Source organism: Pseudobdellovibrionaceae bacterium, from assembly GCA_023954155.1.
Taxonomy (GTDB): Bacteria; Bdellovibrionota; Bdellovibrionia; order Bdellovibrionales; family UBA1609; genus JAMLIO01.
This window is the reverse complement of the sequence record JAMLIO010000007.1, coordinates 29,098-41,779: the sequence shown is the minus strand read 5'-3', so window position 1 is coordinate 41,779 and position 12,682 is coordinate 29,098. Positions and strand designations below refer to the sequence as shown.

At 42.7% G+C, this 12,682-nt stretch carries 14 protein-coding genes; 6 read left to right on the top strand and 8 right to left on the bottom strand.

The window, feature by feature from the left end:
• Nucleotides 1-4: 4 nt before the first annotated feature.
• Together M9899_08995 and M9899_08990 are read right to left on the bottom strand one after the other, a co-directional pair.
• On the bottom strand, nt 5-1,012 hold the full coding sequence (locus tag M9899_08995) for a quinone-dependent dihydroorotate dehydrogenase (GenBank protein MCO5114300.1): 1,008 nt from the start codon (nt 1,010-1,012) through the stop codon (nt 5-7).
• Nucleotides 1,006-2,274: a Glu/Leu/Phe/Val dehydrogenase gene (locus M9899_08990; protein MCO5114299.1), complete on the bottom strand. Its 1,269-nt coding sequence runs from the start codon at nt 2,272-2,274 to the stop codon at nt 1,006-1,008. Before M9899_08990 ends, M9899_08995 begins: the two co-directional genes overlap by 7 nt.
• A gap of 256 nt (nt 2,275-2,530) precedes the next feature.
• Here M9899_08990 and rlmN point away from each other — a divergent pair, with 256 nt between their 5' ends.
• Nucleotides 2,531-3,595: a 23S rRNA (adenine(2503)-C(2))-methyltransferase RlmN gene (gene rlmN / locus M9899_08985; GenBank protein ID MCO5114298.1), complete on the top strand. Its 1,065-nt coding sequence runs from the start codon at nt 2,531-2,533 to the stop codon at nt 3,593-3,595.
• Nucleotides 3,596-3,698: 103 nt separating this feature from the next.
• Here rlmN and M9899_08980 read toward each other — a convergent pair whose 3' ends face one another.
• The 3 genes from M9899_08980 to M9899_08970 are packed head-to-tail and all read right to left on the bottom strand — an operon-like array spanning nt 3,699 to nt 4,971.
• Complete coding sequence (locus M9899_08980) at nt 3,699-4,004, bottom strand: hypothetical protein (GenBank protein ID MCO5114297.1); 306 nt, start codon at nt 4,002-4,004, stop codon at nt 3,699-3,701.
• Nucleotides 4,001-4,396 (bottom strand): hypothetical protein, encoded by a 396-nt coding sequence (locus M9899_08975; GenBank protein MCO5114296.1) that lies wholly within the window; start codon nt 4,394-4,396, stop codon nt 4,001-4,003. Before M9899_08975 ends, M9899_08980 begins: the two co-directional genes overlap by 4 nt.
• Nucleotides 4,393-4,971, bottom strand: coding sequence for an RNA polymerase sigma factor (locus tag M9899_08970; protein MCO5114295.1), 579 nt, complete (start codon nt 4,969-4,971; stop codon nt 4,393-4,395). The genes M9899_08975 and M9899_08970 overlap by 4 nt, the downstream gene beginning before the upstream one ends.
• Nucleotides 4,972-5,129: 158 nt before the next feature.
• Here M9899_08970 and M9899_08965 point away from each other — a divergent pair, with 158 nt between their 5' ends.
• The 3 genes from M9899_08965 (at nt 5,130) to M9899_08955 (ending at nt 8,423) form a co-directional block, all read left to right on the top strand.
• Nucleotides 5,130-6,284, top strand: a complete 1,155-nt coding sequence (locus M9899_08965; GenBank protein MCO5114294.1) for a hypothetical protein — start codon at nt 5,130-5,132, stop codon at nt 6,282-6,284.
• 71 nt (nt 6,285-6,355) lie between these two features.
• Complete coding sequence (locus M9899_08960) at nt 6,356-7,477, top strand: metallophosphoesterase (protein ID MCO5114293.1); 1,122 nt, start codon at nt 6,356-6,358, stop codon at nt 7,475-7,477.
• Between the two features lie 22 nt (nt 7,478-7,499).
• The gene (locus M9899_08955) at nt 7,500-8,423 is read left to right on the top strand and encodes a GGDEF domain-containing protein (protein MCO5114292.1); all 924 of its coding nucleotides are present in this window, start codon (nt 7,500-7,502) and stop codon (nt 8,421-8,423) included.
• A 45-nt stretch (nt 8,424-8,468) separates the two neighbouring features.
• Here M9899_08955 and M9899_08950 read toward each other — a convergent pair whose 3' ends face one another.
• Nucleotides 8,469-9,401, bottom strand: a complete 933-nt coding sequence (locus M9899_08950; protein MCO5114291.1) for an aminopeptidase — start codon at nt 9,399-9,401, stop codon at nt 8,469-8,471.
• 204 nt (nt 9,402-9,605) lie between these two features.
• Between M9899_08950 and M9899_08945 the strand changes: the two genes are divergently transcribed.
• Both M9899_08945 and M9899_08940 read left to right on the top strand, forming a co-directional pair.
• Nucleotides 9,606-10,154, top strand: coding sequence for a PilZ domain-containing protein (locus M9899_08945; GenBank protein ID MCO5114290.1), 549 nt, complete (start codon nt 9,606-9,608; stop codon nt 10,152-10,154).
• A 195-nt stretch (nt 10,155-10,349) separates the two neighbouring features.
• Complete coding sequence (locus M9899_08940) at nt 10,350-11,681, top strand: PhoH family protein (protein MCO5114289.1); 1,332 nt, start codon at nt 10,350-10,352, stop codon at nt 11,679-11,681.
• Nucleotides 11,682-11,698: 17 nt separating this feature from the next.
• Here M9899_08940 and M9899_08935 read toward each other — a convergent pair whose 3' ends face one another.
• Both M9899_08935 and M9899_08930 read right to left on the bottom strand, forming a co-directional pair.
• Nucleotides 11,699-12,094: an HPF/RaiA family ribosome-associated protein gene (locus M9899_08935; GenBank protein ID MCO5114288.1), complete on the bottom strand. Its 396-nt coding sequence runs from the start codon at nt 12,092-12,094 to the stop codon at nt 11,699-11,701.
• Between the two features lie 248 nt (nt 12,095-12,342).
• On the bottom strand, nt 12,343-12,648 hold the full coding sequence (locus tag M9899_08930; protein ID MCO5114287.1) for an Hpt domain-containing protein: 306 nt from the start codon (nt 12,646-12,648) through the stop codon (nt 12,343-12,345).
• Nucleotides 12,649-12,682: the final 34 nt, after the last annotated feature.

Sequence of the window (12,682 nt, the reverse complement as noted above, 5' to 3'; positions counted from 1 at the left end):
AATTTTAATTTCTAACTTTGGTAAAAAAACCAAGACCTTCGAAGATTAACGCTGAATAAACTTGCACTAGATCGGCACCCAGAGCCAAGCGCTCGTTTATATCCTCTTTATTCATGATCCCCCCCACTGAGATGATGAAAAATTCAGGACGTTGTGCGCCAAGAAGTCTCAGGGTGTCTAACAGAATCTTTTTGGACCTTGGATTTAAAGGGGCACCAGAAACTCCACCTCGATCTAAGGGGAAACTCATTGAGGGCTCACGATGTAGGGTGGTGTTAGTCAGGATCAGACCGCGGACTTCCGTGGTTTTTAAAACTTCGATGATATTTTGTAGGTCTTCTTCAGAAAGATCAGGGCTGAGTTTGAGAAACAGGGGTGGTAAGGGCTCGGTGGAAGGCAAACCTCTGTAGGTGGTAAGAATTGGGGTGAGAAACTTTAGAAAATTATCTTTCTGAAAGAGGTCTCTTAACCCTTTGGTGTTGGGGCTGCTGATGTTAATCACAAAAGCATCTGCCACGTCGTAAAAGTCAGAGATCAATTTGGTGTAATCATGATGAGCCTCGTCGTTAGAGGTCCAACGGTTCTTACCAATGTTGACAAAGAGGGGAGTGGGCCTCCCACCCTTGGGTGGAAGTTTTAATAAACGCGTCTTGATTCTTTGTGCACCATGGTTGGGAAAACCAAGACAGTTCCACAAGGCTTTGGCTTGTAAATCCCGAGCCACAGTTTGTCCTAGGTTGGGCTTTTGCGCAAAAGGAGTCACAGTGCCCACTTCGACAAAGCCTGCGCCTAGATGCCACCACGCGGGCACAGCTTCGGCATTTTTATCAGCGCCACCTGCAAGCCCTACGGGGTTACGAAACTTAAGGTGCTTCCACTGCACATTCTGCCACGTGTGCTCAGGTAAAGACGTGCGACGCCAGTTGTAGGCGTACTTTAAAAATTTTGGGCTCAACGAGTGAGCCCAAGATACAGGTAATAAAAGCCAAGGTCGAAGCCATTTGCTTACCAAGCTTGTCCTCTTAACATCATTGCTTTTTGTAAACGCAGTAAGGACACAGACATCGCTGCACTTCTAAAGGTGTCGTTCTGTTCTGTTTTGAATTTCCAAACATTGTCAAAGCACTGATACATGATCTGTTGCAATTTTGTGCGAACTTCATCTTCAGACCAGAAGAGCCAAATGATATCTTGAACCCATTCAAAGTAAGAGACAATCACGCCACCGCCATTGGCTAAAATATCAGGAACGACCAAAATATTTTTGTCGTTAAGAATCAAGTCAGCTTCGTTGGTGACAGGTCCATTGGCGCCTTCGACAATAATGCTGGCTTGAATTTTAGCCGCATTGTCTTTGTTGATCACACCTTCTAAAGCACAAGGGGCAAGAACATCCACTTTAAGGCTTAACAGATCTTCGTTACTGATGTCTGTTGCTTCGGGGTAACCTTTGATAAAAGTATTTTCTTTTTGGAATTGAATCACATCAGAAATGTTTAATCCTTCTTCAGAATAAATGGCGCCAGAGACATCACTGACAGCCACAACTTTGGCTCCCAGTTTAAAGGCCTCAAGGGCGGCGTGCATACCTACTTTACCAAACCCTTGAACAGCAAGAGTGGCTCCCTTGATGTCTTTACCTTGGGTCTGTAAAGCCTTTTCGATGGTGAACACCACACCTAAACCTGTTGCGGACTCACGTCCTCTAGAGCCTCCGATCTCAACAGGCTTACCAGTAACAACACCTGTTTGAGAGAATCCTGTGTCTAGAGAATAAGTGTCCATCATCCATGCCATAGTCTGTGCGCTTGTGCCGACGTCAGGAGCAGGAATGTCTTTGTCAGGTCCGATAAAGGGCGCAATCTCACGTGTGAATCGGCGCGTGAGCTGCTCAACTTCATTGGTTGAAAGTGTAGACGGATCAACAGCTACGCCCCCTTTGGCTCCACCTAAAGGTAAATTGAGCAAAGAGTTTTTAAAAGTCATTAAGGTTGCAAGGGCTGCAACTTCTCCGAAATTAACAGCAGGGTGGAAGCGGATTCCGCCTTTAAAAGGTCCTAAAACTTGGTTGTGTTGGACACGGTAACCTGTGAAGACCATCATTTCATTGTTGTCCATTCTTACAGGGATAGAGACGGTGATGCTTCGCCTTGGGTGCTTTAGGCTTTCTAGGACGTGGGGACTGATGTTAGCGAGTTTCCCTACTTTGTCTAAATGGTCCATGGTATTTTTAAAAAAGGCGTTGGCGTAGAGGTGATCCTCTGAGTGAATCATAACTTCTCCTTATTTCCTTATCATTCAAAAACATTGAATAGCCTCTAAATAACCTGAATTGCAATATATTGGAATCCTAATTATTTGGCGTTGCCCTGAGTTAGTCCTAGTGACAAAAAGCCCTTAACGTGGGCTTCACATGTTTCTTCTTAAAAACCATTAAAAAGGTCATTTTTGAGAGGTACTTTTTACATCGATGGGGTCCTGGGTTTACAGAAAATAGGGGGTCATGTATAGGAAAAGAGTGAGCAATACGATGGTTAATTTTTTTGATTTTAAACTCCAAGATTTTGCCGAGTTTTTAAAGTCTAAAGGGGAAAAACCCTTTAGGGCTCAGCAGATATACAAATGGGTTTATGTCAAAAAAGTGTATGACCCTGAGCTGATGACAGACCTTTCCGTGGCTTTTCGGGCACAGGTGAAGGAGTGGGTGAGTTTTAATCTTCCTGAGATTGTAGATCACCGTATCAGTAAGGACGGAACACAAAAATTTCTCTTTGCTGTAGGTGAAGGTTTTACAGTTGAAACTGTAATGATTCCCGCAGACCAAAGAAAGACCCTGTGTGTGTCTTCTGAAGTGGGTTGCAATTTAGCTTGTAAATTCTGTTACACAGGTAAAGAGAAGCTTAAAAAGCGACTTTCTGCGGGCCAAATTGTGGGGCAATTTGTGCAGGTGCAAAATATCTTAGAACAGCAAGAGCAAACCCCCCTGACCAATGTGGTGTTTATGGGTATGGGCGAGCCTTTAGATAATCCCACCGCGGTCTTTCATTCCATTGATATTTTAAATCAGCCCCATGGATTGAACTTCTCTCGCAAACGAGTGACCGTCTCCACATCAGGACTGGTGCCCATGATTCCTTTGATTTCTGATTCTGGTGCACGTTTGGCTGTTAGCTTAAATGGGTCTAACAATCAAGTTCGCAGTGACATTATGCCAGTAAATAAAAAATGGCCCATTGAAGATCTGTTGAAAGCCTGTGAGGCTCATATTCAAAAGACAGGTCAAGATGTGACTTTTGAATACGTGATGCTTAAGGGAGTGACGGATCAAATGGAGCATGCAGGGGAGTTAGCCGAGCTTCTTAGAGGTATGAGATGCATGATCAATCTGATTCCTTTTAATGAACATCCAGGCTCTGGTTATTTTAAGCCGGATATGCAAACGGTGTTGTCGTTTCAGAGATACTTAATGAAAAGAGGGATCAAGGTTTATATTCGTCAGACTCGAGGCGAAGACATCTTTGCAGCTTGCGGACAGCTTAATGCCGTTAATCAACAACACCCGCAGTACCATGCCACGACAGTTCTGCCTTCATAAGTAAAAACGCCACTGAGCTTGATTGTTGCGGTCAAGAGCCCCTCTTTTTTACTCAACACGACTCAAATTTATTTAGAAATCTAGAGCGGGGAGAGATTTTAGTTTAGCGTCCACGGCGGCGGTCTCTGCGCATCTTTTTCATGATGAAATCGCGCTCTTCAGGAGTGGTGTTGGATTTAAATTCACGCCACTTATCTAGCTTCTCTTGCTTTTGTTGGGGCGAGAGATGTTGATAGCGATTAAAGTTTTTATCAAAATCTTTGCGTTCAGAACTGTCCTTGGAGTCATAGCGACTATAAGAGTTGTCGGACTTATAATGTTTACGCCCTTGAGCATGGGTGAAGTGCGTGTCTAGTATGAACATCGTGATGATCAAGGGTAAAATATAAGCTTTATTTAATCGGATCATGAGCTTCTCCCTTTACGATTTTTTTGTTTCATCTCTTTGCGAATTTCCTCTAGGTCAATATTATCCAGTTGGTCAATGAAGTCGAGGTTTTCAATCACTTCAAACACTTCAGGGGTAAGGCTGGCGAGTTCTGAAAAGGTGGTCGCAGGATATTCGACTTCAATGATGTTTTGCGTTCGTAAGAAGAACATCAGTGCAAATGCTGCGGCAATGGCAGAAAACCTGAACGACTTTTTCCAACTCCAAAATCCAGCGACATAAGGAGTGGCAGAAGCCTTCTCGGCCTCAAAGCGTCTTTTATTGTCTTCAAGTTCAGGTTGCACCTGGGCAAAAATTTTATTTTTTAGGTCGTCAGAGACAGGCTCTTTAAACCATTGATCGTTGTGGGTCATGATGCCTCCTCTTTGTGTTTAAGTTTTTTTAGCAGATTCTGTCGTGCACGGTGGATCAGAGACTTTGTGGCGGAAACAGAAATCTCTAGGTGATCAGAAATGCTTTCGTAAGACAGTTCTTCTACCACAAGTAAGGTGATGGCCAAGCGTTGATTCTCAGGCAGCTCGTCAATGGCCTCCTTGATTTGAGTGATATGAGACTCAAAAAGCATCTGAGTCTCTAGGTTTTCAGATTCATGATCCACAGCTGCAGAAAGCTCTTCGGTGTTGTCGGTGAAGTGTAAACGCTGCTCCACTTTAAGCTTGTTAAAGCAAAGGTTTCTTGTGAGCGTGAGTAACCACGCCTTAAAGTGTCCTTGGCCTTGATATGTGGATGATGCTCTGACTACTTTCATCCAAACCTCCTGTGAGATGTCTTCTGCCATATTTTGATCTTTCATAAGGCGTTTGGCGTATCCTAAAACCAGTGAACCATGCGCCTCAAAAAGAAGGCCAAAAGACTTCGAGCAGCCCTTAGCAATCCCTTGCATCAGTTCATCGTCAAGCTTAGCACTTTGGGCGTTCGCTTTAGCCACTCACTCTCCTTATTTAACCATGCAGAACATAAAAAGTTTCGGTCAGACACAGTTAGTTTCTTAAAATGTAACATTTTGAGACACTTTTTGCCAGATTTTACATTAGACCCATAACTAGTCTTAATTTGAGAGGCTATAACACCGATGGGTCTTTAGCTATGGGTAAGAAATCGGCTGGAGAAGCCACAAATTTATTTAGAGGCCTAGATGACGTCAAAGTAAAGCCGTCAAAGCAGGATGAGTTGGGTGTAACGGTCGAAAAGACAGCTACAAAAAATATCCCTGATCCTACGTTAGAAAAGTCATCTGTGGTCAACAAGCAGCAGCAACAGCCTCCTGGGTTAAGTCCTCGGGCTCAAGCTCGACGTAAGGCTTTTGAGGACATTGATCCTGTTTTAGGAGAGATGCTAGTGCACCCAGAGGCTACGGTGAGCAAGATTGCTACTGCGGAAGAGCTGGCAGGACCTGTAGAGCCTGCAAGCCCTCGTGGAGAAAAAAGTAAACTCAATGTGATCAAGTCAGAACATAGCAAGCAGAGTGCCGCCAAACGCGAAAGAAGTGTTGTAGCCCATATTGCGGAAGAAAAGACCCCTGTGCCTGTAGCCTCTGCGCCTAGCCGAGAAGAGGCTTTTGATGACAAGACTCAAAAAATTCAAAGTATTAAAGCCGTTGAAGTGCCTGAGCAATTTTCTTCTAAACCCACAGCGACTATGCCTGTATCAGGCATGGGACTTGAAGATCAATTACGATCTGCCAATTATTTAGAACTCGCACAGAATAGAGTATTAGAGTTAGAAAAAGAAGTGCAAAAACTGCGCAGAGACAACGAGCAGTTGTCTTCAGCAGGGCAGCACTTTAAAGAGCTGACCGAGTCTATTAAACAACAGTTAAGACAGTCAGAAGCCAATTTTTCTAATCTCAAAGAGATTGCTGAAGAGGAAAAAAAGATTCTGACCCAAAGCTTAGAAGCCAAAGAGATTAAAATTGGAGCATTGCAAGAGAGACTGATCGAACTCGAAGAGAAGATCAACTCCAGTTTCGATCATGTTCGTATTCGTGAAAGAGAATTGGAAAACCGCCTTGAAATCATGAAGACGGAATCCGATGCCGTCATGTCATCTAAAGATGAGATGATTCTTGATTTGAAAAAACAACTAAACCTTGTTAATTCTGATCTTGAGAAGTACAGGATTCAAAATCAAAAGATCACGACTAAGATGGAAGGCAAAGAAGAACTTTTGAGAAGAACTGTAAAAGCATTAAGAATTGCTCTGACTATGCTTGAAGGCAGCCGTCCTGACGAAGACAATTAGATGAATTTGAGTGCACAAGACCTCTTCCTGTCTTGTGTGGAACATGAATAAGCACTTTGGAACTCTAAATTATGAATGCGGCAGCAGAATCACTCACAGTCCAAAAATCAAAACATAGAAGATTAAAGCTGATTGTCAGTGATTTGCATTTGGGCGTGGGCCTGCAATTGCAAGACGGCACCTTAAACCCTTTGGAAGAGTTTTATTTTGATCAAAAGTTTGCAGAGTTTATTGGACACTACACTTCTGGACAATTTGCCGATTGCGAAGTGGAGCTGATTTTTAACGGCGACATTTTTAATTTCTTACAGATCGACTATCACGGGCACTATGTTTCAGTGATCACCGAGTCCATGACTCTGAATAAGCTGGAAAGAATTGTGGAAGGCCATCCCATATTTTTTGAAAGCTTAAAAAAGTTTGTTTCACAAGGACATAAAATCACGTATATTGTGGGCAACCATGACCAAGAGATCCTTTGGCCCAGAGTCAGAGAGTATTTGAATACGGTCGTAGGTCATCGTATCCAATATGAAAACTTAGTTTATTTCTTTGATGGAGTGCACGTCGAACACGGACACATGCACGAAGCTGCGAATAGAATGAACCCGAAAAAGTTTTTCTTGCGCAAAGACATTCCTGAACCCATTTTGAATCTTCCATTTGGCTCACATTTTTTTGTGGAATGTGTTTTGCGGCTTAAATTGCGTTACCCGCATGTAGATAAAGCTAGACCTTTTGGGAAGGCTTTGCGATGGATGCTTGTGAATGAGCCTGTATTTTTTGTGAAAAGCACGTTTAAGGTGTTCGGCTATATGCTACGCTCTATGTTTGTCAGTAATAATCCTAGAAAAGCATGGGGCTTCCGCGAAGTTTTTAAAATTATGATGGAGTGTGCGGTTTTTCCTGATTTGACTCAAGGTGCGGCCAAAATCTTAAAAGATGAAAGAGTGCACACGGTCGTATTTGGCCATAATCACGTGTATAAGTATAAGCTTTGGGCAGATGGTAAACAGTATTTTAATTCTGGAACATGGACGGATTTGACATCCTTGGATATCAATTCTTTAGGCAAGATCACCAAACTGACTTATGTCCTGCTAGAATATCCACATGAGAGTCGCAAACCTTTAGCTCGCCTGAAGGAGTGGAAAGGCTATCATCGAATTGAGGAAGAGGTTGCCATAACCTAAATTTCATAGTTACTATATTTGTATGTCAAATTTTGATCCTAAAGATGAAGATAAAACCAGTGTACTCACCAGTGAAACTCTTAAAGTTCATCTGGACAATGCGGATAAGACACCGCCAACCTTAGTTTTGCTTGTGGGACCTGCAAGCAGTATTGGTAAGCAGTGGAGTCTTGAAGGTGATGATATTGTGATTGGTCGTTCGCCGACAAGTACAGTGTTCGTTGATGATCGTAGTATCAGTAAAAGCCATGCTAAGTTCATTTTGCAAGGGGAAGAGACCTACATTATGGATTTGGACTCTACCAATAAAACAGTGATCAATTCTAAACCTGTAGCGCCTTTGACCACAGCCGTGTTGAAAAATAACGATCAGATCAAAACTGGCAACGTGATCTTTAAGTTTTTAGAACGAGGCAATATCGAAGCTGTCTCTAACAAAAAGACATTTGATAGAACTCAGATCGACTCTATGACGGGGGCTTACAATAAAGGAGCCTTACTGGCTTATGCTCCTGAGGCGATCAAGCGTTCTGACCTTTTGGGCATTCCTATCAGTGTGATCGTGTTTGATATTGATCACTTTAAAAAGGTCAACGACACCTACGGGCACGCCGCAGGGGACTTTGTGATCAACGAGATTGCCAAACTTGTTAAAGACAAATTGACTCGTAGTGAAGACTTTTTCTCTCGCTTTGGAGGGGAAGAGTTCGTATTAGTGCTTTCGGGAACACCACGACATACCGCTGCTGACATTGCAGAAAGGATTCGTGCCAGTGTTGAAGGCTTTAAGTTTGAGTACGAGAACGTAAAACTGCCTATCACTATATCTCTAGGGGTAGCCACACGTGATGCAGGTGGCGATCCTTGGGATATGCTATTTGAAAAGGCAGACCAAGCTTTATACAAATCTAAAAAACGCGGACGTAACCAAGTTTCTATTGGCTAGGTTTCTTTTGTAGAATCGTAACACAGGATTTCGTGCACGGGCTCTCTATAGACTAGAGGGCTCTGGGTTTTGAAATGCAGCAAAGATTTCAACCAGCTTCTTTTCTTCTTTTTTCAAAAATTCAATAAAGTCTTTGATGTTTTGAAATTCGCTGTACTTGTTTTCAAAATGGGCTTGATTTTCAAAGTACACTTTTTGGCTGGCAAAAAAAGCGTTATTGAGAGGGAGTTCACTAAATTTGGTAAAGTAGGACGTTTGAAGTTGGGGTAAAAGATCTTCTTTGAACTGCTTTTGGATCTTTGCAAAGATCAGGGTCTTTTGCTCTGGAGTGTGGTGCTCTTTGGACTGATAAAATTCTGTCAGTTGCTCTAAGCATTTATTGATAAACTGGAAGTAAAGAGTTTCGTCCGCAAAAGTGTGAAGTAAAGTCTCATAGGATTTAGCATCGTGGGTTTTGTAGTATTCCAGAGTGGCCTTGCGAGCGACAAAGACCGCGAGCTGTTCGTTAAACTCCACGTTGTTTTTAATAAACACGGTGGCATGCACAGACTCATGAATGACGGTTTCTATGAGCTGGGCCTCTGTGTACTGAAGCATGGAAGAGAGCAAAGGGTCATTGAACCAACCCAGCGTGGAGTAAGCGCTGACTCCACGAATATAGGTGTCGTAATTTTTTTGACTGTAGGACAGAGCTTCACGATCGGCACGGTTTTGATTATGAAATCCTTTATAAGGAAATTCACCCACAAAAGGGAACTTCCAGGTCATGGGCTCTATGCTATAGGGAGGAGCCACTGTCAGGAGGTAAGACACATAAGGGCGTTTTAAGTCCACATAGGTTTTATAGTTATTGGTCACATTGAGTCCTAGATCCTGAATGTAGGGACGAATCTTTATGACCAACTCAAATTTTTGCCGATGATCTAGAGGAAGGTCTGGGTTTTTAAGCAGCTTCTCAATGCTCTTCCTTTGGCTCATGATCTTCAGGTGATTGTAAGCACTTTGGGTCATATATGAGAGCTGACAACCGCTGATGAGGCCCAGCAACACAAGGGCAACACTAAGGTGCAGGTAAGGCTTTAAAGTGTAAAATTTAGGGGCCACGGCTCTTAATTTCTCTCTATCAGGTTTTACTAAAGTCGTCTTTCTCTCTTCCCGATATGATACATACGGGGGATGGAGATGTCGAATAATGTTATTGATTTAACCTCAAGGCTCAAGCAGAAACGTAAGAAAAAGAAATCAGATACGGAGGCCGCAGCGCCATCTGTAGAACATCAGCATGAAGCCGTCGAGGTGAAAGACATTTCTGAACTACGTCAAAGTGCTATTGCCGAAGATCGACGTAAAGTCAAACGTACGATCCTGACCGAGTTTTTGGGCACTCATATTGTGATTCCTAAAGTGGGTTTAAAAAAGGTTCTTTTATTTGATATCTCTACAAGTGGTGTGTCTTTTGATATCGAGAAAAAGTTAGGTTTTTTTCAAGAAGGCGAAGAGGTGGCCATGCGCATTTACCTCAATCACAATGCGTACTTTCCTTTCACTTTAAAAGTTCAAAACATTCGTTATGATCAGGATGAAGATGTGTATCGTCATGGGGCTTACTTTCAAAAGGGCTCGGTGAATGAAGAGGCTTTATTTCACTTCGTGAAGTTTTTAGAGACTGTAGCGACAAGTTTGAAAAAAGACTCTGGAGATGTTTTGGTTTCCAATCTGACTCAAAACTAAGATGCTTCAAGCGTCCCTAGGGCACAGAAATAGAGCTAGGATGTTTGGTTTTTAATCTGATTCAAAACTCGGAATTATACTTGCCATTACTAAAAGTGAAGTTGTTGCTGGAATAGGCAAAAACAGGGTTTTGACGCGCCAAGTGCTTTTCCTTGAGTCTTGGGCTGTTAGCCTTAAGATAGGGAGGAAAGCCTATTGGAAACAACTCAAGTTCGTAAGAAAATTGTTATTGATACTAACGTGATTTTATTTGATGCGGTGGCTGTGACGAAGTTTCACAATGCGGATGTTTTTATTCCCATATCCGTGATCGAAGAGATCGACAGATTTAAAAAAGACATGGGCGAGAATGGCCGTAACGCCAGACAATTCAGTCGTTTTGTTGACGTCCTCCGAGACAAAGGAAAGTTATCTAAGGGTGTGAAGGTGAATGAGGACACCGACACGTGTATCTTTGTGCAGACCGATATTGAAATGGAAGGGCTGCCAGAAGAATTAGAATCCAATAAGGCTGACAACCGCATTTTGGGAACAGCCCTTTATCTGCAAAGCAAATTCCCTAAAGAGGTTGTGGAGCTGATCACTAAGGACATCAACCTTAGAATTAAAGCCGACGTTTTTGGGATTGAAGCTAGGGACTATGAGCCTAACAGCATTGGCAGCAATGAGGATTACTATACAGGCCGTCGCGAAGTGGAAGTAGATTCGGGGATCATTGATGCCTTTTATGAAGATAAGTCAGTGTCCCAGCCTGCCGAGGCTCAGATGCTTTCCAACGAATATGTCGTGCTTAAGGACAAGTCCAACCCCAACCACAGTGCCATTGGACGCTATAGTAAAGAGGGCGATAAGATCGTGCCTTTGATTTCTCCTGCTGAAAGCATTTGGGGAATCCATCCCAGAAACGTCGAGCAAAGTTTTGCTCTGGACGCACTTTTAAATGATGAAATCCTTTTTGTCTCTTTAGTGGGTAAAGCAGGAACAGGAAAGACGCTTTTGGCTTTAGCGGCGGGTTTATATAAAACTTTAGACGAAGGCCGCTTTCAGCGTCTGTTGGTGAGTCGACCGATCTTCCCCATGGGAAGAGACATCGGGTATTTACCTGGAGACGTCGAGCAAAAATTAAACCCTTGGATGCAGCCCATTTTTGATAACGTCGAATACTTAATGGGTGCTGACAAGAAGGCTGCGGGCCGCGCTCAAGAGCTGATCAATCAGGGGATGCTCAATATTGAACCTCTGACTTATATCAGAGGTCGAAGTATTCCTAATCAGTACTTGATTGTGGATGAAGCGCAGAACCTTACGCCGCACGAGATTAAAACCATTGTCACTCGTGCGGGTGAGGGAACCAAAGTGGTTCTCACTGGTGATCGCTACCAAATTGATAATCCCTACGTGGACGCGGCAAACAGTGGACTGAGCTATTCAGTAGAAAGATTTAAAGGTCATCCAATTGCTGCTCATGTAACCTTATCCAAAGGGGAAAGATCAGAGTTGGCGGAACTGGCTGCAAATATTTTATAAACTTTCAGAAAGCTTGATCAAGCAATCTTATTGTTTGTGTCCGTTTCTGCAAGCACAGGGGCTTCGTGACGTTTTGCTAGTCTGTGGGATTTCATCGCATTGACTTGAGTCAACAGCGCGTGTTGGACTTCTAAAATAGTTTTATAGATGTCAGCTCCTTTTTTGCTGGCGTTGATGGTTTGGTTTTTAGGAATTCGCAGTTCGGCATCCACTTTTTGTTCTGGAACGCCTGCGCTGTTGATAGGGTTTTCTATAGATAAAGAAATAACCAAGTTTGTCGCATTGGGGGCGAGCTTAAGGACTTTTTTAGTTTTTTGTAGAATGTATTTTTCTAAGGCCTCAGTTCGTCCAATATTGCCCCACATAATTTGTACATCAGGAACTTGGTTTTTGTTTTTATCTGTATCAGCCATAACTTCTCCTTTTTTTCATGGTTGTTAGAGAAATCTGAGCTTATATTTTACCAGAAACCTGAAGTTCCAGCAATCTACCTCAAGGGTGGTATGGGTTAGTGCAAGTGTAACGCAATCTAGTTGAACTTAAAATGAACGTAAGCGCACGTCTCATGTGTGAGACTCTGTGCATTTCAATCCAGTTGAATTCAAAACAAAAGTAGAGATTTTGTAAATGTCAGGTTTTATGCACAAAAAAGATAAGAGTTCTACACATTAGAAATAAGTTCGCGTTTTTTCTGGAGATAAACCTCGGCCTCTTCTAAAAGCTGGGAGCATTCCGTTGACGCCGTGCTTTTAGCGGCCTCTTCTAATTTTTTCGCAATGCCTTCAAGTTTTAAAAAACCAAAAGGGCGAGAAAACCCTTTCCAGTCGTGGGCTTTGCGACGGAGGGTTTCAAAATCCCCTTGGGCTAAAGCGGCTTTAAGCAACAAAATATCTTGATCTCTGCTATCAAGAAATTCGGGGACATACTCTTCTAGACCTTCTTGAGGCTTCTCACTCTCGATTTGCATTTGTACATTTTAAAAGGTATCTAAATAAGTGTCA

What these genes read in the sequence shown, in the direction of transcription:
- M9899_08935 (MCO5114288.1), bottom strand. Translation starts at nt 12,094, where the DNA reads ATGGCTGATACAGATAAAAACAAAAACCAAGTTCCTGATGTACAAATT.
- M9899_08930 (MCO5114287.1), bottom strand. Translation starts at nt 12,648, where the DNA reads ATGCAAATCGAGAGTGAGAAGCCTCAAGAAGGTCTAGAAGAGTATGTC.
- M9899_08950 (MCO5114291.1), bottom strand. Translation starts at nt 9,401, where the DNA reads ATGAGCCAAAGGAAGAGCATTGAGAAGCTGCTTAAAAACCCAGACCTT.
- M9899_08965 (MCO5114294.1), top strand. Translation starts at nt 5,130, where the DNA reads ATGGGTAAGAAATCGGCTGGAGAAGCCACAAATTTATTTAGAGGCCTA.
- M9899_08980 (MCO5114297.1), bottom strand. Translation starts at nt 4,004, where the DNA reads ATGATCCGATTAAATAAAGCTTATATTTTACCCTTGATCATCACGATG.
- M9899_08955 (MCO5114292.1), top strand. Translation starts at nt 7,500, where the DNA reads ATGTCAAATTTTGATCCTAAAGATGAAGATAAAACCAGTGTACTCACC.
- M9899_08975 (MCO5114296.1), bottom strand. Translation starts at nt 4,396, where the DNA reads ATGACCCACAACGATCAATGGTTTAAAGAGCCTGTCTCTGACGACCTA.
- rlmN (MCO5114298.1), top strand. Translation starts at nt 2,531, where the DNA reads ATGGTTAATTTTTTTGATTTTAAACTCCAAGATTTTGCCGAGTTTTTA.
- M9899_08960 (MCO5114293.1), top strand. Translation starts at nt 6,356, where the DNA reads ATGAATGCGGCAGCAGAATCACTCACAGTCCAAAAATCAAAACATAGA.
- M9899_08945 (MCO5114290.1), top strand. Translation starts at nt 9,606, where the DNA reads ATGTCGAATAATGTTATTGATTTAACCTCAAGGCTCAAGCAGAAACGT.
- M9899_08990 (MCO5114299.1), bottom strand. Translation starts at nt 2,274, where the DNA reads ATGATTCACTCAGAGGATCACCTCTACGCCAACGCCTTTTTTAAAAAT.